Genomic DNA, 17,325 nt, shown 5'->3' on the forward strand with positions numbered 1-17,325 from the left:
CTCCACGGTCTGTGTTCCACGGAAGCTCCTGATGCCGCATCCCACCCGCGCCCTGGCCGCCGCCATTGCCGCGTTGTTCCTGTTCAGTGCCATGCCGTCGGCCGAAGCAGCGAAGAAAAAGGCCAGCCGCCCTGCCGCTGCGCAGACCCGCCAGGCTGCCAAGCCCAAGGCCAGGCCCGCCCGCGCCACCGCGCCGGCGCGTGGCAGCTCGGCGCGCCGCGCCGCGCCCCGCCCGGTCGCCCCGGCCCGGGCCGTACCCAAGCAGGTGCAGCTGGAGCGCCTGTACGACGAATACTGGGATGCCTCGATGCGGTTGAATCCACTGCAGGCGACCTTCCAGGGCGAGGCCCGCTACAACGACCAGCTGCCCAACATCCTGTCCGCCGCCTGGCGCCAACAGTCGCACGACTTCACCACGCAATGGCTGGGCAAGGTCGAGAAGCTCGGCAGTGACGGCCTGCAGGGCCAGGACCTGCTCAGCTACGAGATCTTCGTGCGCGACGCGCGCGCATCACTGGCCGCCGAGCGCTACCCGAGCTGGATGATGCCGATCAGCCAGTACTACAACATCGGCAGCATCATGGCGATCCTCGGCTCCGGTGCGGGCGCGCAGCCATTCAACACCGTGCAGGACTACGACACCTGGTCACGCCGTTCGCTGGGCATTCCCGAGCTGTTCGACCAGGCCATCGACAACATGCGCCAGGGCATGAAGGCCGGCGTGGTGCAACCACGCGACCTGATGGAAAAAGTGCTGCCGCAGCTGGATGCGGTGATCAAGCCGACCGCCGAGGAGAGCATTTTCTGGTCGCCGATCCGCACCATGCCGAACACCATCCCGGCTGAGGACAAGGCGCGCATCAGCGCCGAATACAAGCGCATGATCGAGCTGCGCATCATGCCGGCCTACCGCGCCCTGCGCGGCTTCATCGCCACCGAATACCTGCCGGCCACACGCACCAGCAGCGGCCTGGGCGCATTGCCCGATGGCCAGGCCTGGTACGCCAACCTGATCGTGCAGACCACCGCCAGCGACCAGACCGCCGCACAACTGCATGCGCTGGGCGAACAGCGCGTGCAGGAACTGCAGGCGCAGATCGCCACGGTGATGAAGGATGCCAAGCTGCGCGGCTCTCCCACCAAGCTGCTGCGCAGCATGCGCAACGACCGCCAGTTCCAGTACGGCGACGCCAACACGCTGATCAACCGCTACCGCCAGGTGCAGCAGCAGGTCAGCGCACGCCTGCCGCAGGTGCTGGATACCTTGCCGAAGGCACCGCTGGAGGTCCGTGCGGTGGAGCCGGAGCGCGCACTGACCGCCGCCGCTGCCGCCTATCAGCCGTCGGCGGCCGGGCAACCGGGCGTGCTGTACATCAACACCCGCGACCTGCCCAGCCGCAAGCGCTGGAACGTGCCGGTGCAGTACCTGCATGAAGGGATCCCGGGCCACCACGTGCAGCTGGGCCTGCAGCAGGAGCTGGCCAAGCTGCCACGCTTCCGCCGCCTCGGTGGCGATCTCGCCTTCGTCGAAGGCTGGGGCCTGTACGCCGAAACGCTGGGCGAGGACCTGGGCATCTACACCGATCCCTACGACCGCATCGGCTACCTGTACTCGCGCCTGCTGCGCGCCGCCCGCGTGGTAGCCGATACCGGCGTGAACGCCCAGGGCTGGAGCAAGCAGCAGGCTGTCACCTACCTGCAGAAGACCGTGGACATGAGCAGCGACGACGCCAGTGCCGAAGTCGAGCGGATCATGGCCCAGCCCGGCCAGGCACTGTCGAACGTCGCCGGCCTGACCACCATCGTTGCCCTGCGCGACAAGGCCAAGGCGCGCCAGGGCGCCGCCTTCGACCTGCGCCGCTTCCACGCCGAACTGCTGAAGGACGGCTCGATGCCGCTGGACGTGCTTGACCGCAAGATGGAACGCTGGATGGTGCAGCCGGCCAGCACTACGCCCACGCCTTCACCTTGACCCCTCCGGAGCCGTCATGCGCCCTGCCGTCGCCCTGTTCGCCGTCGTGCTGGGCCTGCTGCCTTCAACGGGTATCGCCGCACCGGTGCTGAAACCACCGGATGCGGGCATCGACGGGCTGATGCAGGCCTACGACGGCCAGGTACCCGGCGCTGCAGTCCTGGTGCTGCACGACGGGCAAGCGGTGTTCCGTCGTGGCTACGGCCTGGCGGTGGTGGAGGACGGCACCGCCGTCACCCCGGCCAGCAACTTCCGGCTGGCCTCGGTCAGCAAGCAGTTCACCGCTGCGGCGGTGCTGCTGCTGGTGGAGGATGGCCGGCTTGGGCTGGATCAACCTGCCCGGCAGTGGCTGCCCGAACTGCCCCCGGCTGCCGCGGCCATCACGATCCGCCAGCTGCTCTCGCACACCGGCGGCCTGCTCGACTACGAAGACCTGATGGATCCGGCTGACACTCGGCAGGTGCATGACGCCGATGTGCTGACCCTGCTGTCGCGCCAGGACCGGCTGAACTTCGCGCCGGGCACGCAGTACCACTACAGCAACAGCGGCTATGCGCTGCTGGCACTGATCGTCGGCCGCGCCTCCGGCCTGGATTTCGCAGCCTTCCTGCAACAGCGCATCTTCCGCCCGCTAGGCATGGCCCACACCGTGGCCCATCAGGACGGCATCGATACCATCGCCGCACGCGCCTATGGCTACAGCTGGATCGATGGCCGCTGGCAGCGCACCGACCAGAGCGCCACCAGTGCCGTGCTCGGCGATGGCGGAATCTACTCCTCGCTGGACGACCTCGCCCGCTGGGATGCGGCGCTGTACGACGACCGCCTGCTGTCGAAGGCCTCGCGCCGCGCGATGTTCAGCCCGGCCACATCGACATCCGAACCGGATGTGCCGCACTACGGCTTCGGATGGCGCCTGAACGGCCCGGTGCAATGGCACAGCGGCGAAAGCATCGGCTTCCGAAATGTGATCGTGCGATACCCGGAAAAGCACTTGACCGTGATCGTGCTGACCAATCGCAACGATCCCGAACCGTACCCGCTGGCGCAGAAGATCGCCCAGCGCTGGCTGGACACCCTGCAATGAACACCGGTTCCGACGCCCTGCTGGGCATCCACCACGCGGCACTGATCTGCAGCGATTATGCGTGTTCAAAAGACTTCTACGTCCGTATCCTCGGCCTGCGCATACTGGCCGAGAACCACCGCGCCGCGCGAGACTCCTGGAAGCTGGATCTGGCCCTGCCCGACGGCAGCCAGCTGGAACTGTTCTCGTTCCCCTCGCCACCGCCCCGCCCCAGCCGCCCGGAGGCCCAGGGCCTGCGCCACCTCGCGTTCCGGGTCGCTGCGCTGGAGCCGTTCATCGAACGCCTGGCCAGCCACGGCGTGGACTGCGAACCGATCCGCGTGGACGAATACACCGGCCGCCGCTTCACCTTCTTCGCCGACCCGGATGGCCTGCCGCTGGAGCTGTACGAAGTCGGTTGAGGCCCCGGGGGTCAGATCCCTTTTCCGACGGAAAAGGGATCTGACCCCATCGCCGACCCCATCGCCGCCACCGGAAACATCATCCACGCATGGCGTGGATCTACCGTGTCGACCAAGGTCGACACCTACCAACAGCCGAAGGAATTTGTCAGAGGTGGGGCGGTGTGGGTGGGCAGGACCGTTGGCGCCATGGATGGCGCCATCGAGCCCCCAAGGGTGAGGGCGCTTTGCTTGCGAAGCACTGCTTCGCAAGCGCCCGAACGCCCAGCCGCCAGCGGCTGGGCCGGACCGCGGAGCGGAGTTTACGGCGTGTCCTGCCCACCCACACCGCCCCGCCATCCCACGGAATCCCGCCGTTGAGGTTGCCGGCCAGCGGCCGGCACTACCGCGGGTGCAGGGCGCAACCCTGCAACGCCCCCCTTCCCCATACTCCGCCGAATGGGTATACAGTCGACCCATGCCGGCACCGTGCCGGAATGAACCCTGGGAGGGGACCATGCGCAAGACCTTCAAGACCCTGCTGCTGGCATTGCCGATGTGCCTGGCCGCACTCTCGGCGCAGGCCGCCGACGGCGCCGCCGGCCGCTGGAAGACCATCGATGACAAGACCGGCAAGGTGAAGTCGATCGTCGAGATCACCCAGGCCCCCAACGGCACGCTGACCGGCAAGGTGGTCGACATCCTGCACTCGGACAAGGGCCCGAACCCGGTCTGTGACGGCTGTGAAGGCGCCAACAGGAACAAGCCGGTGAAGGGCATGACCATCCTCTGGAACCTGAAGGCCGACGGCGCCAACAAGTGGTCCGGCGGCACCATCCTCGACCCGGCCAACGGCAAGACCTACAAGTCGAAGATGGAACTGCAGCCCGGCGGCACCCGGCTGGACGTGTCCGGCTGCATCGCCTTCATCTGCCGCGCGCAGACCTGGCAGCGCGAATAAGCGCCCCGCACCTCCGTCAACCCGTGACCCGGCCCCGGCCGGGTCACGTCGTTGCGGGCATGCGATAATCTGCGGTTCCCCTCGGATCCACCCGCGACCATGACCCGTACCGCGCTCGTCACCACCGCCCTGCCCTACGCCAACGGCCCGCTGCACCTGGGCCACCTGGTCGGCTACATCCAGGCTGACATCTGGGTACGTGCGCGGCGAATGAGCGGCGGCAGGACCTGGTTCGTCTGCGCCGATGACACCCACGGCACACCGATCATGCTGGCCGCGGAAAAGGCCGGGGTCACCCCGGAAACCTTCATCGCCAACATCCAGGCCAGCCACGAACGTGACTTCGCCGCCTTCGGCGTGGCCTTCGACCACTACGACTCGACCAATTCGGCGGCCAACAAGGCGTTGACCGAGCAGTTCTACCTGAAGCTGGAAGCGGCCGGCCACATCAGCCGCCGTTCGGTCGCGCAGTTCTACGACCCGACCAAGGGCATGTTCCTGCCCGACCGCTACGTCAAGGGCATCTGTCCGAACTGCGGCAGTCCCGACCAGTACGGCGACAACTGCGAAGTCTGCGGCGCGACCTACGCACCGACCGACCTGAAGGAACCGCGTTCGGTCATCTCCGGTGCCACGCCGGAAATGCGCGATTCGGAGCACTTCTTCTTCGAGGTGGGTCACTTCGATGCGTTCCTGCGCGAATGGCTGGCCGGCGATGTCGCCCTGCCGGGCGTGAAGGCCAAGCTGGGCGAGTGGCTCAATGCCGAGGGTGGCCTGCGCGCGTGGGACATCTCGCGCGATGCGCCGTACTTCGGCTTCCAGATTCCCGGCCAGCCGGGCAAGTACTTCTATGTCTGGCTGGATGCACCGATCGGCTACCTGTCCAGCTTCCAGACCCTGTGCGGCAGGATCGGTGAGGACTTCGAAGCGCACCTGCGTGCCGGCACCGCCACCGAACTGCACCACTTCATCGGCAAGGACATCGTCAACTTCCATGGCCTGTTCTGGCCGGCGGTACTGCACGGAACCGGCCACCGCGCGCCGACCCGCCTGCACGTCAACGGCTACCTGACCGTGGACGGCGCCAAGATGAGCAAGTCGCGCGGCACCTTCGTGATGGCCCGTACCTTCCTCGATGCCGGCCTGGAGCCGGAAGCGCTGCGCTACTACTACGCCGCCAAGTCCGGCGGTGGCGTCGACGATCTCGACCTGAACCTGGGCGACTTCATCGCCCGCGTCAACGCCGACCTGGTCGGCAAGTTCGTCAACCTGGCCAGCCGCTGCGCCGGCTTCATCAGCAAGCGCTTCGACGGCCAGCTGGCCGCGCAGCTGCCCGACGCGGCGCAGTACCAGCGCTTCGTCGATGGGCTGGCGCCGATCCGTGAAGCCTACGAGCGCAATGACCCGGCTGCGGCGATCCGCTTGACCATGACCCTGGCCGACGAAGCCAACCGCTACATCGACGACGTCAAGCCGTGGGTCATCGCCAAGCAGGAAGGCGCCGACGCACAGCTGCAGGCCGTATGCAGCCAGGGCCTGAACCTGTTCCGCGTGCTGGTCACCGCCCTGAAGCCGGTGCTGCCGGCCACCGCCGCGCAGGCCGAGGCCTTCCTGGCCGCGCCGGTGAACGACTGGACCGAGCTGGTGCAACCGCTGCTGGGACACCGCATCACCGAGTACACCCCGCTGTTCACCCGTATTGACCCGAAGAAGATTGACGCCATGATCGACGCCTCCAAGGACACCCTGCAGCCGGCGGCTGCCGCTGCCCCCGCTGCCAAGCCGGCCGCCCCGGCCCCGGCCCCGGCCCCGGCCCCGGCCAAGGACGAAGCAAAGAGCGCCGACGCGCCGGCCTACATCGGCATCGACGATTTCGCCAAGCTCGACCTGCGCATCGGCAAGGTGCTGGTCTGCGAGTTCGTGGAAGGTTCGGACAAGCTGCTGCGCTTCGAACTGGACGCCGGCGAGCTGGGCAAGCGCCAGATCTTCTCCGGCATCCGTGGCAGCTACGGCGAACCGGAGAAGCTGGTGGGCCGCAGCGTGGTGTTCATCGCCAACCTGGCCCCGCGCAAGATGCGCTTCGGCCTGAGCGAAGGCATGATCCTGTCGGCCGGCTTCGACGGTGGCGCACTGGCGCTGCTGGACGCCGACAGCGGCGCGCAGCCGGGCATGCCGGTTCGCTGATGCCTGCAGCGGGCGTGGTTACGGCCGCGCCCGCCGGCAGCTCCGGCCCCGGGAGGCAACGCGATGGGAAGCAACGCAATGGAACTGGCGCTGTTCGACTTCGACCACACCGTGACCACCTGCGATACCTATGGCCGCTTCCTGCGCCGCGTGGCCACCGCCGAACAGCTGGCACAGGCATGGTGGAAAGTCGGGCCGTGGCTGGCCGCGTACAGGTTGAAGCTGATCTCGGCCGAACGCATCCGTGCACGCGTCACCCGCCTGACCTTCAGTGACCGCCACAGCGACGACATCGCCACGCTGGCCGCAGGCTTCTCGCGCGAGTTCCTGCCCGACGTGGTGCGCCCGGAAATGCTGGAGCAGATCCGTTGGCACAAGGAACAGCAGCACACCGTCGTGATCGTGTCCGGCTCGCTGGACCTGTACCTGCGGCCGTGGTGCGAGCAGCTGGGCCTGCAGCTGATCTGCAACCGGCTGGAAAGCCAGGACGGCCGCCTGACCGGCCGTTACGCTGGTGGCGACTGCGGCCCGCGCAAGGTCGAGCACATCCGCCGCCAGTTCGATCTGTCGCGCTACGTGCGCATCCATGCCTACGGTGACAGTTCCGAAGACAAGCCGATGCTGGCGCTGGCCCACGAGCGCTGGTTCCGCGGCAAGCCCCTGAAATAACCCAACGCGCAGCCTTCGCCACGCATGAGCCTGATCCCGCCCCTGACCGAACGCCTCGACCGCCTGCTGCCGCAGACCCAATGCGGGCAATGCGGCTATGACGGCTGCCGCCCGTACGCGCAGGCAATGGCACGTGGCGAGGCCGGTGTGGACCGCTGCCCGCCGGGTGGCGACGCCGGTGCACGGGCGCTGGCACAGGTGCTCGGCGTACCGGCGATTCCGTTCGATCGTTCGCGCGGCGAGCACAAGGCGGCCCAGGTGGCGTTGATCGTCGAAGCCGACTGCATCGGCTGCACCAAGTGCATCCAGGCCTGCCCGGTGGACGCCATCGTCGGCGGCGCCAAATACATGCACACGGTCATTGCCGACCTGTGCACCGGCTGCGAGCTGTGCATCCCCCCGTGCCCGGTGGATTGCATCGAGCTGGTGCGCCTGTAACAGGGGTCAGATCCCTTTCCGCAGGAAAGGGATCTGACCCCATCCCGCAGTTACGGCACCGCTGCCGTCACCACGATCTCGACCTTCCACTCGGCGTGGGCGAGCTTGGCTTCGAAGGTTGCGCGGGCCGGAGTCGCGCCCTCGACCACCCACTCGTCCCACGCCTTGTTCATGCCGTCGAAGTCGGCGATGTCGGCCAGGAACACTTCCGCACGCAGCACGTGCTGGCGATCACTGGCGACCAGCGCCAGCAGCTTGTCGATCTCCGCCAGCACCTGCCGGGTCTGGCCGGTGATGTCCTGGCTGGTGTCTTCCGGAATCTGGCCGGAGAGGTAGGCGACCTTGTTGTACACGGTCATTTCGGACATGCGCGGTCCGACGTCGTAACGCTCCATCATGGGCGTGGCTCCTGCGGGTGATCAGGCCCGCATTGTCCTCCAATCCGGTCAACGGTGGGTGCACGGGTCCCCCGCGCGACGCGTCACTACCGGGCTCCGACACATCTGCTGGTCAAATGGCGGCGACAGGCGCACGATGCGCCACGCCCCGCGTTGACACCGCACTCGCCCCTCCTGACGCACCCTTGCGCCGATGACCGCAGCCACCAACCCCGCCGCCGCTTCCTCCACCCCGGCATGGAAGCGGGTCCTCACCATTGTCGTTCCACTGCTGATCCTCTCGCTGGCCCTGCATGGCCTGGCCAGTGAATTCGATGAGCACGGCTACCGCGCCATCCGCCAGGCGTTCCGCCAGCTAAGTGGCCTGCAGATCACGCTCACCGTGATGCTCGGCCTGGCCAGCTACGCCTGCCTGATCGGCTTCGATGCCATCGGCCTGCGCCGCAGCGGCATCCGCGTGCATCCGGCACGCATCGGCATTACCGCCTTCCTTGCGCATACGCTGGGCCAGACGGTGGGCTTTGCCGCGTTGACCGGTGGCGCAGTGCGCCTGCGTGGCTACCGCAGCGCCGGCCTGGACCTGGCGCAGATCGGCCAGGTGGTGCTGATGAGCACGCTCGGTTTCGTGTTCGGTGCGTGGCTGTTGATCAGCGTGGCGCTCTGCATGGAACCGGCGGCAGCGGCGTTGGCATTGCCACTGAATCCCGATGCCGTGCGCATCGTCGGCATCGTCGCCCTGCTCGCCTATCTGGGTACCGTGCTGCTGGTCGGTCGCGATGGACGGCAGTTCAGCGTGTTCGGCCATGCGTTGTGGCTACCCGACCGCCGCACCATGCTCGGCGTCACCGTGCTCAGCGTGATCGAGCTGGTGCTGGCCAGCGCCGCGTTCTATGTGCTGCTGCCGGACTCGACGCCCACCGGCCTGCCCGGCTTCGTCGGCCTGTACCTCGTCGCGGTACTGGCCGGCCTGGTCTCGACCGTGCCGGCCGGCCTGGGCGTGTTCGAATGGAGCCTGTTGAAGCTGTTGCCCCAGGTGGCACCGGCGGCGGTGCTGGCGGCCGCGTTGATCTACCGCGTGACCTATTACGTACTACCGCTGGTGCTGGCCACGTTGCTCGCCCTTGCGCCCGCGCTGCGCCAGCCGCTGCAGGCCAGTGCCGGGGCAACCCGCGCCGGCTGGAACGCACTGCGCCCATGGTTGCCGCAGATCATCGCGCTGGCGGTGTTCAGCATCGGCGCCGCGCTGGTCATCGACGGCACGCTGCCCACGCCACGCCGGCACCTGGTGAATGCCTCGCTGCCGATCCTGGAAACCTCGCACCTGATCGGCAGCCTCAGTGGTGTCGCGCTGCTGCTGATCGGGCAGGGCCTGGCCCGGCGCAGCCACGCGGCGTGGATGCTGGCGATGGCGGTGTGCGTGGTCACCCCGCTGCCGCTGTGGCTGCGCGGTGGCCAACCGTTGATCGCCGTCTCGGCGGTGCTGGTGGCGATGGCGCTGTGGGCCGCGCGCCGCGAGTTCTACCGCCAGGGTGCGCTGCTGGATGAAGCCTGGTCCTGGCCGTGGCTGCGCAACCTGGGCCTGGTGCTGGTGGCGGTGACCTGGCTGCTGTTCTTCACCTACAGCCATGTCGAATACCAGAACGAGCTGTGGTGGCAGTTCGCGGTCTCCGGCAACGCACCGCGCGCGTTGCGCGCGTTGCTGGTGGTGGCCATCGCGCTGGTGATGTTCGGCCTGGCGCGGCTGCTGCACAGCACGCGTAGCCCGCTGCCCGCCGCCGATGAAGCGACGCTGCAATCGCTGGCGCCGGTCCTGGCCGGTGCCACCGACACCCAGGCCTGCCTGGTGCTGACCGCTGACAAGGCAGTGCTGCGCGATGAAGCGAAACTCGGCTTCGTGATGATGCAGCGCTATGGGGGTTCGCTGATCGCGATGGGCGACCCGGTCGGCCCGCCGGACGTCGCCCGCGCATTGATCTGGCGCTTCCGCGAGGAAGCCGACCGCCTCGGCCTGCGCCCCGTCTTCTACCAGGTCGGCGAGACTTACTGGCAGACCTATCTCGACCTTGGCCTGGGGCTGGTCAAGCTGGGCGAAGAAGCGATGGTGCCGCTGCATGATTTCGGCCTGGAAGGGCGCGAGCGCGCCGACCTGCGCCAGGCCTGGAACCGGGGCAAGCGGGGTGGCCTGTCCTTCCGCGTGGCGCCCGTGGAGGAAGTTCCCAGCCTGCTGCCGCGCCTGCACGCGATCTCCAACGCATGGCTGGAAGACAAGGCCGGCGACGAAAAGGGCTTCTCGCTCGGCAGCTACGACCCGGATTACCTGGTGCGCTTCCCGGTGGCGCTGGTCGAGGCCGAAGGCCAGATCGTGGCCTTCGCCAACCTGTGGCAGGCACCGGCAGGCGCCGAGCTGTCGGTGGACCTGATGCGCCACGTCAGCGAAGCACCGAAGGGCACGATGGACTTCCTCTTCATCGAGCTGTTCCTGTGGGGCCGCGCACAGGGCTATGCACGTTTCTCGCTGGGCATGGCGCCGCTTTCCGGGCTGGCACAGCATCGTCTGGCTGGCCGCTGGAACCGGCTGGCCGGCCTGCTGGCGCGGCATGGCGAACGTTTCTACGGGTTCAGTGGCCTGCGCCGCTTCAAGTCGAAGTTCGATCCGCAATGGCGGCCGCGCTATCTCGCCGCGCCCGGCGGCATGCACCTGCCGGCGGCGCTGCTGGACGCCACGCGCCTGATCTCTCTGGACCCGCGGCGCAACTGACGACCCGCACCACCCGGCAGGTGTCGACCTTGGTCGACACGCCAGCGCCAACACGCTGACGGGCGTGGCCCGGCGTTACCGCGGCTCGTTCTGGTGGGTGCGAACCGTTGGTTCGCACGCTCTCCGCTTCACGCCCCGCCCTTGAGGATCACTTCGGCCAAGCGATCGTAGTCCCCCCCGAAATGGTGATCGCCCGGCAGCTTCACCTTCCTCACGCCGTCATTGTCCGGCAGGTCCGGGCACAGTGCGTCCTCGTCCTTGTCGCCGTACACGCACAACGTTTTTTCCGCCGGCAGCCTGGCCACTTCCGGAGCGATCGGCAGGCCATCGCCGCCGCCGCCCAGCCAGTTGCTGACATGGAATTCGAAGTCGGCCTTCCTGCCTACCGACAGCAGCACGATGCGGTCCAGCGCCTCTCGGGTACCCGCGTCGAGCTGGTTGATGGTGGCCGGCAGCACGTCGGCACCCTGCGAAAAACCGATCAGCATCACCTTGTCGCGGTGCCACTGCTGGCGGTAGTGGTCGATGATCTTCTGCAGGTCAGCGGCGAAGCCCTTCGGCGTGCGCTCGCTCCAGAAGTACCGCAACGAGTCGATGCCGACCACGGCCACGCCGTGCTCGTTGAGCGACGACGCCACGTCCTTGTCCAGGCCGGCCCAGCCACCATCGCCGGAAACGAATACCGCCAGCGTATCGCCGCTACCGGTCGCCGGTACTTCCACCACCGGCAGGCCTTTCAGCGCGGCCGGCGGCGGTGCCAGACTGACCCCGGCCTGCGCGCCGATCACCCGCGCCGCGGCCACCAGACCGGGTGAGGCATCACCGCGCGCGGTTCGCTTGAATTCGCGTGCCATGGCGACCTGCTGAACGAACCGGCTGGCCTCGCCCACCTTGCAGCCGTGATCGCCAGCGGCACTCAACCACGGAAAATTCAGTTCGGCGGGCTGCAGCGTGTTGTGCTTCACACCATCGCCGCAGACCATGCGCTCATGGTTGTGGTCCGGGCAGAAGCCGGTGGTCAGCAGGCCGGCAAACACCTGGGTGTCGGCCTGCGCCGCGAGCGAATAGGCCATCTCGGCACCCTCGCCGTCACCGCCGACCAGCGGCAGGTGGTAGCCGGGCAGATGCAGGGACGCCTGCAGCCAGCGCGAGAAGTTCTCGACGTCACCGGCGCCGAACGAGCAGGTCGGATCACCCTCGCGCTTGAGCACCCCGCGCAGGTGCGCGATGTCCACAGCGGCAACGATGGCGCCGTCGGCACGCAGGGCTTCGATCGGCAGGCGGCTGGTGTCACCCCCTGGGGTGGGCTCGTGGAACCAGATCACCACCCGCTGCGGCGTGCCGGCCGGCATGTGCACCGCAATCTGCTCGAACCGCCCGTGGCTGAACTGCTGCACGTTGGCCGCCGCCATTGCCGGCAGCGCCGCCAGCGCCAGAACCACACCCATTGCCCTGCCCAGCCCTGCACGCTTCATATCGCATCCCCGATGGAATGCGCACACGATACGCCGCCACCGCGTGCACGGCACGTACCGGTGCAGGCCGTTGGCGATTCAGTCGGCCGTGGTACGCCGACTGCGCCGGTACAGTGCCAGCGCCAGGTACAGCAGCCAGCCTACGATCACCACGATCACGACCTTCTGGCCCAGCCCGCGCGGCGGACCGGCGCGCCACAACACATGCAGCCACAACAGTACGAACGCCAGCCAGGCCCAGCCCCAGAGCAGGCTCGCGGCGGACTGCCAACCCGGTTCGCGGCGCAGGTACCAGGCCTGCAGCAGCATGCCGACGCTGGCACACAGGAACGCCGTGTTGGCCGCCAGCCCGTGGATGAACGGTGCCAGCAGCGGCGTCGCTTCCGGCAGCCAGCTGTCACCGATGGCGACCGTGGCCAGGCCCAGTGCCGAGACAGTGAACAGCAGCGGCGCCGCCGCGCTGCGCCGCGGGCCGACGCTGCCCCGGTAGAGGCTGATGCCGAGCAGGGCGATCGCCAATGCCAGCAGGCAGTAGGCCGCGCGCAATGCCAGCCCCCACGGCCCGTGCAGATAGAGGCTGAGCGTGGCCCGCACCCAGTCCAGATCGGTGCGTGCGAACTGGGTCCACAGCGCGGTGGCCACGAACAGCAGCAGCGCCGCCAGCGCCAGCAGTGCCGCTGGGCGCGCGCGGCTCATGTGGACGCCTCCGGGTGCCGCGCCAGCCATTCGGCCAACGCCTTGCGATAGCGCTGCAGCTCGTCGGCATACAGGTCCAGCACACATAGCGGGCAACCGCTGCCGCAACATTCGTTCGGACCGGGCTCTTCCGGCGGCAGCGGACGGGGATCGGGATCAGGGACGGACACGGTTGGAAGCGGCAATCGGTGGAAACGGGCCCCAGTGTACCGGGCTGGTTCAGCGGCCCAGCTGCCGGCGCAGGTTGTCGCGCGCGGCAGAGTCGAGGCGCTGGTGGAAGAATTCGCTGAGGAAGATGCGCGGTGCACGCAGCAGGCCCTGCAGGAAACGGCGGCGGCCGGCGCGATACAGGAAGCCTGGCACCACGCCCTTGTACTCTTCGGCCACGCCGCGGTCATAGGCGCTGAACACCGGCTCCGGCGCGGCCAGGATCGCCATGTCGCAGTCCAGGAACAACGCGGCCTCGGCATCGACATCGTCCGGGGCGAGCTCGCCATGGCGGGCAGTCAGCAGGATCAGCTGCTCGACCCGGGCCGCGTCGACCATGGCAAGTTCCGGCGCCTGTGCGATCGCCTGCAGGGCCAGTTGCGCCGAACGCGCTTCGTTGTCCTTTCGCCCCGCCACATAGATCGCATCGTGGTAGAGCGCGGCCAGGTAGACCTCGGCCGGCTGCTGCCAGCCTGGACCGTCGGCAACCTCCTGGCAGTGCTGCAGCACCGCACGCACGTGGCCGAAGTGATGGTAGGCACGTGGTGGCGTTGCATAGCTGTCCTGCAGCGCCTGCCACTGCGCCGGAGCGAGCGTCAGCGGGGAGAAGTCCATGACCGGATCATCCCGCCTGCGCCGGTAGCGGGCAAGCCGGCCATTTTTTCACCACACCCTCACAACGCTCTCCGCACGGGGCCCCAACGCGGTTGTCCACAGCTTTGTCGAGCGCTGGTCCACACCGGCTGTGGATGAACGCGCGGACCGACCAGCGGTCACTGCAGGGGTGCGCGCACAGGTCTACACTCGCCTCAGGCGGGAGCGCCCGCCGCTGCCGGGAGCCGTCATGTACCGTCCTGCCGCCCGATCCGTTCTGCTCGCATTGGCCGCATTGGCGGCACCCTCCGCGATCGCACTGAACCCTGACGCGAGCGAAGCCCCTGCGGTCGCTGCCAGCACCACCGCGCCGACGATTCCAACACCGCAGCAGGTGTTCGCGATTCCACCGGCCATGCTCGATATGCTGCACACCCAGGTGACCCGTCGCAGCTATTCGCGCGAGCAGCGCCTGCAGGCGCTGGTGGAGATGATCTTCGACCGCCATGGCATGGACCTGCAGTACGACGCCGACGCGACCCTTACTGTCAGCGAGATCTGGCAGCAGCGACGCGCCAACTGCCTGGCCTTTACCCTGATGTTCGTCGCACTGGCACGCGAAGCCGGCATCCAGGCGCGCGTGCAGGAAGTTGGCCAGGTGGTGTCGTGGTACCAGGACCAGGCCCAGGGCCTGGTCTACAGCGTAGGCCACGTCAATGCCGGGGTCGGCTTTGCCGGCCGCTTCGCCACCGTCGATCTGGATCGCAATGTGCTGTACGACCGCCGCGGGCCGCTGCCGATCAGCCAGGCGCGGGCGTTGGCGCACTTCTACAACAATCGCGGTGCCGAACGCATGGCCAGCGGCGACCTGGCGGGCGCACGTACCTTCTTCGATACCGCGCTGGCGCAGGACGGCAGCTTCGCTGCCACCTGGAACAACCTGGGCGTGCTGGAAAACCGCACGGGCGATACCGCCGCTGCACGCCGGGCTCTGGAAAGGGCGCTGCGACTGGACGGCCGCCAGGATGCTGCACTCACCAACGCCAGCGCCCTCTACCGCAAGCTCGGCATGATTGCGCAGGCCCAGGCGCTGGAGCAGCGGTTGCAATCGGTGCAGCGCGAAGACCCGTTCGCGCAGTACATGCTCGGTGCCGAGGCCGAACGCGCCGGGCAACTGCAGCAGGCGATCCGCTATTACCGGCAGGCCGTGCGCCTGTACGACACCGCGCACCAGTTCCACTTCGGGCTGGCGCGGGTCTATTTCCTGGCGGGCCAGCTCAAGCACGCCGATCGTGAGCTGCTGCGTGCACAGGAACTGGGCGGGGCGCCGCAGCAGGCGCGCTACCAGGCCAAGCTGGACAGCCTGGCCCGCTGGCGCGCACAGCAGCAGGCCCGGCGCTGAAGGCCGGTCAGGCCTTCTTGAGGAAGCAGGTCTTCAGGACCAGGCCCTTGATCTTGTCCGAATTGCCTTCGATGTGCTCGGCATCGTCCTCGACCAGGCGGATGTTGCGGATCACGGTGCCCTGCTTGAGCGGGATCGAGGAGCCCTTCACCTTCAGGTCCTTGATCACGGTGACGGTGTCACCGGCCTGCAGGGTATTGCCGTTGCTGTCACGCACGACCAGGGTCGAACCGGCACTTTCCTCGGCGGTCCATTCGAAGCCGCAGTCGGCGCAGATCCACAGCGCGCCATCGGCGTAGGTGTTTTCCAGGGTGCACTGCGGGCAGGCAGGGGCAGAAGACATCAGCAAGTACCTCAAAGTGAATCAACAGCTGCCATTGTAACCGCCCGGCTCCCCCGGCATTTTCCGGGCAGTACGCCGCGACCTCCTTGACCCGGCCCGGAACAGGAAACCGCGGGACCTTGCAGTCAGCGGCGAACTGCAGCAGAGTGCGCGGCCCCTGATCGCCCCCCCGGAACTCCCCATGCGCCTCGGCATCGACTTCGGTACCAGCAACTCCGCCGCCGCCATCGTGCATGAAGGAAAACTGCTGCCGATCCGCTTCGGCGACGCCGAGCAGTTCCGTACCAGCGTGTACTTCCCCGGCGTGGTGCCCGACCCGGATGACTTCCAGCTCGATGACGGCCAGGAGCACCAGCTGCAGCAGATGATCGACAGCGCTGCGCGTGCGGCGCGCGCCGCCGGCCAGCAACGCACGCCGCAGGCGCTGCGCCGCGAAGCCCTGCGCGCGCTGCGCCGGGAATGGATGGAAGCCCGTGCCGGCAAGGAACGCAGTGCCAGCGACCTGCTGCAGAATGCGGTCTACGGTGACGAAGCGCTGGAAGCCTATTTCGAGGAACACGAAGGCAACCTGGTGCAGAGCCCGAAATCGATGCTCGGCTACAACCTGCACCCGCGCGCCAAGCAGACCATCACCGGCATCGCCGCGCACATCCTCGAACACATCCGCCTGACCGCCAGCGCCCAGCTCGGCCAGCCGCTGCGAGCGGCCCTGCTTGGGCGTCCGGTGCAGTTCCGCAGCTCGATCGGTGCGGCCGGCAATGACCAGGCGCTGGACATCCTGCGCGAAGCCGCCAGCCAGGCCGGTTTCGACCAGATCGATTTCCTCGAGGAACCGGCCGCGGCGGCCATGCACTATCACGCCGAAAGCCGCGAACGGCACCAGGCCGTGATCGTCGACATCGGCGGCGGTACCACCGATATCGCCCACGCCGAAGTCGGCGGCGACGACGCCCCGCGCATCCACCGCGCCTGGGGCATCGCCCGCGGCGGTACCGACATCGACCTGGCGCTGAGCCTGTCCAGCTACATGCCGCTGTTCGGCCGCGGCATCACCCGCGTGCCCGCCCACCACTATGTGGAAGCGGCCACCGTGCAGGACATGACCCGCCAGCGCGACTTCCGCCAGCACAAGTATGACGATGTCGACAATCCGTGGGGCGCGCGCCTGCAGGCCCTGCAGGACACCGGCAATACCGCCCGCCTGTACCGCGACGTCGAGCGCGCCAAGATCGCCCTCAGCGCCGCCAGCGAACATCGCAGCACGCTGGACTACATCGCCCGCGACCTGCATGCCGACAGCAGCGCCGACGGCCTGGCCGCAGCCGCGCATGGTTATCTGGAGCAGCTCCGGGAGCTGCTGGCCCAGGTCCGCAGCGACATCGGCGGCGACCCGGACGCGGTGTTCCTGACCGGCGGCATGTCCCGCGCCGGGTATCTGCGCCAGGCCGTTGCGGAGGCCTTCCCGGGCGCCCGCATGGTCCACGGCGAGCCCTCGCTGGGCGTGGTCCAGGGCCTTGCTTTGGCGGCAGCAAGCCAGGATTAACAAAACGTTACGCGATCTAAGTTACTCTTGGTCGGCTAGAACCCTGCTGCACCTTCCACCGGCCACGCCGGTGTGTGTCCACGGTGCAGCCTGGCCCGCCCTGCGGGCCTAGCGGCCATGCCTTCCTGGCTCGTTCATGGTCCGCGTACCACCGGAGCCGCCATCGAGACCCGCTTTGGGCACCCGCCAGGCCCCTGAGGCCTTACAACCTGACGCAG

General features: G+C 68.0%; 16 protein-coding genes. 10 read left to right on the plus strand and 6 right to left on the minus strand.

Annotated features, from left to right (window positions below):
- The first annotated feature begins 31 nt into the window (after nt 1-31).
- The 7 genes from ACEPA4_RS14480 (at nt 32) to rnfB (ending at nt 7,691) form a co-directional block, all read left to right on the plus strand.
- Entirely contained in the window at nt 32-1,972 is a 1,941-nt protein-coding gene (locus ACEPA4_RS14480) for a DUF885 family protein (RefSeq protein ID WP_053498961.1), read from the plus strand.
- Between the two features lie 16 nt (nt 1,973-1,988).
- Complete coding sequence (locus ACEPA4_RS14485; protein WP_053498963.1) at nt 1,989-3,059, plus strand: serine hydrolase; 1,071 nt, start codon at nt 1,989-1,991, stop codon at nt 3,057-3,059.
- Entirely contained in the window at nt 3,056-3,460 is a 405-nt protein-coding gene (locus tag ACEPA4_RS14490; protein ID WP_262090240.1) for a VOC family protein, read from the plus strand. Before ACEPA4_RS14485 ends, ACEPA4_RS14490 begins: the two co-directional genes overlap by 4 nt.
- 496 nt (nt 3,461-3,956) lie before the next feature.
- Complete coding sequence (locus ACEPA4_RS14495; RefSeq protein ID WP_065179246.1) at nt 3,957-4,400, plus strand: DUF2147 domain-containing protein; 444 nt, start codon at nt 3,957-3,959, stop codon at nt 4,398-4,400.
- A 99-nt stretch (nt 4,401-4,499) separates the two neighbouring features.
- Entirely contained in the window at nt 4,500-6,584 is a 2,085-nt protein-coding gene (gene metG, locus ACEPA4_RS14500; protein ID WP_262090242.1) for a methionine--tRNA ligase, read from the plus strand.
- A gap of 78 nt (nt 6,585-6,662) precedes the next feature.
- Nucleotides 6,663-7,253: an HAD family hydrolase gene (locus tag ACEPA4_RS14505; protein ID WP_005418147.1), complete on the plus strand. Its 591-nt coding sequence runs from the start codon at nt 6,663-6,665 to the stop codon at nt 7,251-7,253.
- A 24-nt stretch (nt 7,254-7,277) separates the two neighbouring features.
- Nucleotides 7,278-7,691 carry an Rnf electron transport complex subunit RnfB gene (gene rnfB, locus ACEPA4_RS14510; RefSeq protein WP_005418154.1) on the plus strand — a complete coding sequence of 138 codons (414 nt, stop codon included), beginning with the start codon at nt 7,278-7,280 and terminating at the stop codon, nt 7,689-7,691.
- Nucleotides 7,692-7,741: 50 nt separating this feature from the next.
- Here the strand turns inward: rnfB and ACEPA4_RS14515 are convergent, their stop codons facing one another.
- The gene (locus ACEPA4_RS14515; protein WP_005418155.1) at nt 7,742-8,089 is read right to left on the minus strand and encodes a RidA family protein; all 348 of its coding nucleotides are present in this window, start codon (nt 8,087-8,089) and stop codon (nt 7,742-7,744) included.
- Between the two features lie 193 nt (nt 8,090-8,282).
- Here ACEPA4_RS14515 and mprF point away from each other — a divergent pair, with 193 nt between their 5' ends.
- On the plus strand, nt 8,283-10,847 hold the full coding sequence (gene mprF, locus ACEPA4_RS14520; protein WP_262090243.1) for a bifunctional lysylphosphatidylglycerol flippase/synthetase MprF: 2,565 nt from the start codon (nt 8,283-8,285) through the stop codon (nt 10,845-10,847).
- Nucleotides 10,848-10,975: 128 nt separating this feature from the next.
- On the opposite strand, the gene ACEPA4_RS14525 is transcribed toward mprF, so the two are convergent.
- The 4 genes from ACEPA4_RS14525 to ACEPA4_RS14540 form a co-directional block, all read right to left on the minus strand.
- A complete protein-coding gene (locus tag ACEPA4_RS14525; RefSeq protein ID WP_235646270.1) occupies nt 10,976-12,322 on the minus strand; it encodes a virulence factor family protein in 1,347 nt (448 codons plus the stop codon).
- Nucleotides 12,323-12,400: 78 nt separating this feature from the next.
- A complete protein-coding gene (locus ACEPA4_RS14530; RefSeq protein WP_005418159.1) occupies nt 12,401-13,018 on the minus strand; it encodes a DUF998 domain-containing protein in 618 nt (205 codons plus the stop codon).
- A complete protein-coding gene (locus tag ACEPA4_RS14535) occupies nt 13,015-13,188 on the minus strand; it encodes an oxidoreductase-like domain-containing protein (RefSeq protein WP_049415754.1) in 174 nt (57 codons plus the stop codon). The genes ACEPA4_RS14530 and ACEPA4_RS14535 overlap by 4 nt, the downstream gene beginning before the upstream one ends.
- Nucleotides 13,189-13,237: 49 nt before the next feature.
- Entirely contained in the window at nt 13,238-13,840 is a 603-nt protein-coding gene (locus ACEPA4_RS14540; protein ID WP_005418163.1) for a hypothetical protein, read from the minus strand.
- 229 nt (nt 13,841-14,069) lie between these two features.
- On the opposite strand from ACEPA4_RS14540, the gene ACEPA4_RS14545 reads away from it, so the two are divergent.
- Nucleotides 14,070-15,221 (plus strand): transglutaminase-like domain-containing protein, encoded by a 1,152-nt coding sequence (locus tag ACEPA4_RS14545; RefSeq protein WP_065179251.1) that lies wholly within the window; start codon nt 14,070-14,072, stop codon nt 15,219-15,221.
- A gap of 7 nt (nt 15,222-15,228) precedes the next feature.
- Here ACEPA4_RS14545 and ACEPA4_RS14550 read toward each other — a convergent pair whose 3' ends face one another.
- Nucleotides 15,229-15,564, minus strand: coding sequence for a zinc ribbon domain-containing protein YjdM (locus ACEPA4_RS14550; protein ID WP_010482882.1), 336 nt, complete (start codon nt 15,562-15,564; stop codon nt 15,229-15,231).
- Between the two features lie 181 nt (nt 15,565-15,745).
- Here ACEPA4_RS14550 and ACEPA4_RS14555 point away from each other — a divergent pair, with 181 nt between their 5' ends.
- On the plus strand, nt 15,746-17,107 hold the full coding sequence (locus ACEPA4_RS14555; RefSeq protein WP_262090244.1) for an Hsp70 family protein: 1,362 nt from the start codon (nt 15,746-15,748) through the stop codon (nt 17,105-17,107).
- The last annotated feature ends 218 nt before the right edge of the window (nt 17,108-17,325 follow it).

Source organism: Stenotrophomonas sp. P2112 (assembly GCF_041897515.1).
In the GTDB taxonomy this organism is placed as follows: Bacteria; Pseudomonadota; Gammaproteobacteria; order Xanthomonadales; family Xanthomonadaceae; genus Stenotrophomonas; species Stenotrophomonas sepilia.

What these genes read in the sequence shown, in the direction of transcription:
- ACEPA4_RS14525 (WP_235646270.1), bottom strand. Translation starts at nt 12,322, where the DNA reads ATGAAGCGTGCAGGGCTGGGCAGGGCAATGGGTGTGGTTCTGGCGCTG.
- ACEPA4_RS14490 (WP_262090240.1), top strand. Translation starts at nt 3,056, where the DNA reads ATGAACACCGGTTCCGACGCCCTGCTGGGCATCCACCACGCGGCACTG.
- ACEPA4_RS14550 (WP_010482882.1), bottom strand. Translation starts at nt 15,564, where the DNA reads ATGTCTTCTGCCCCTGCCTGCCCGCAGTGCACCCTGGAAAACACCTAC.
- metG (WP_262090242.1), top strand. Translation starts at nt 4,500, where the DNA reads ATGACCCGTACCGCGCTCGTCACCACCGCCCTGCCCTACGCCAACGGC.
- mprF (WP_262090243.1), top strand. Translation starts at nt 8,283, where the DNA reads ATGACCGCAGCCACCAACCCCGCCGCCGCTTCCTCCACCCCGGCATGG.
- ACEPA4_RS14515 (WP_005418155.1), bottom strand. Translation starts at nt 8,089, where the DNA reads ATGATGGAGCGTTACGACGTCGGACCGCGCATGTCCGAAATGACCGTG.
- ACEPA4_RS14505 (WP_005418147.1), top strand. Translation starts at nt 6,663, where the DNA reads ATGGAACTGGCGCTGTTCGACTTCGACCACACCGTGACCACCTGCGAT.
- ACEPA4_RS14495 (WP_065179246.1), top strand. Translation starts at nt 3,957, where the DNA reads ATGCGCAAGACCTTCAAGACCCTGCTGCTGGCATTGCCGATGTGCCTG.
- ACEPA4_RS14480 (WP_053498961.1), top strand. Translation starts at nt 32, where the DNA reads ATGCCGCATCCCACCCGCGCCCTGGCCGCCGCCATTGCCGCGTTGTTC.
- ACEPA4_RS14485 (WP_053498963.1), top strand. Translation starts at nt 1,989, where the DNA reads ATGCGCCCTGCCGTCGCCCTGTTCGCCGTCGTGCTGGGCCTGCTGCCT.
- ACEPA4_RS14540 (WP_005418163.1), bottom strand. Translation starts at nt 13,840, where the DNA reads ATGGACTTCTCCCCGCTGACGCTCGCTCCGGCGCAGTGGCAGGCGCTG.
- ACEPA4_RS14555 (WP_262090244.1), top strand. Translation starts at nt 15,746, where the DNA reads ATGCGCCTCGGCATCGACTTCGGTACCAGCAACTCCGCCGCCGCCATC.
- ACEPA4_RS14545 (WP_065179251.1), top strand. Translation starts at nt 14,070, where the DNA reads ATGTACCGTCCTGCCGCCCGATCCGTTCTGCTCGCATTGGCCGCATTG.
- rnfB (WP_005418154.1), top strand. Translation starts at nt 7,278, where the DNA reads ATGAGCCTGATCCCGCCCCTGACCGAACGCCTCGACCGCCTGCTGCCG.
- ACEPA4_RS14530 (WP_005418159.1), bottom strand. Translation starts at nt 13,018, where the DNA reads ATGAGCCGCGCGCGCCCAGCGGCACTGCTGGCGCTGGCGGCGCTGCTG.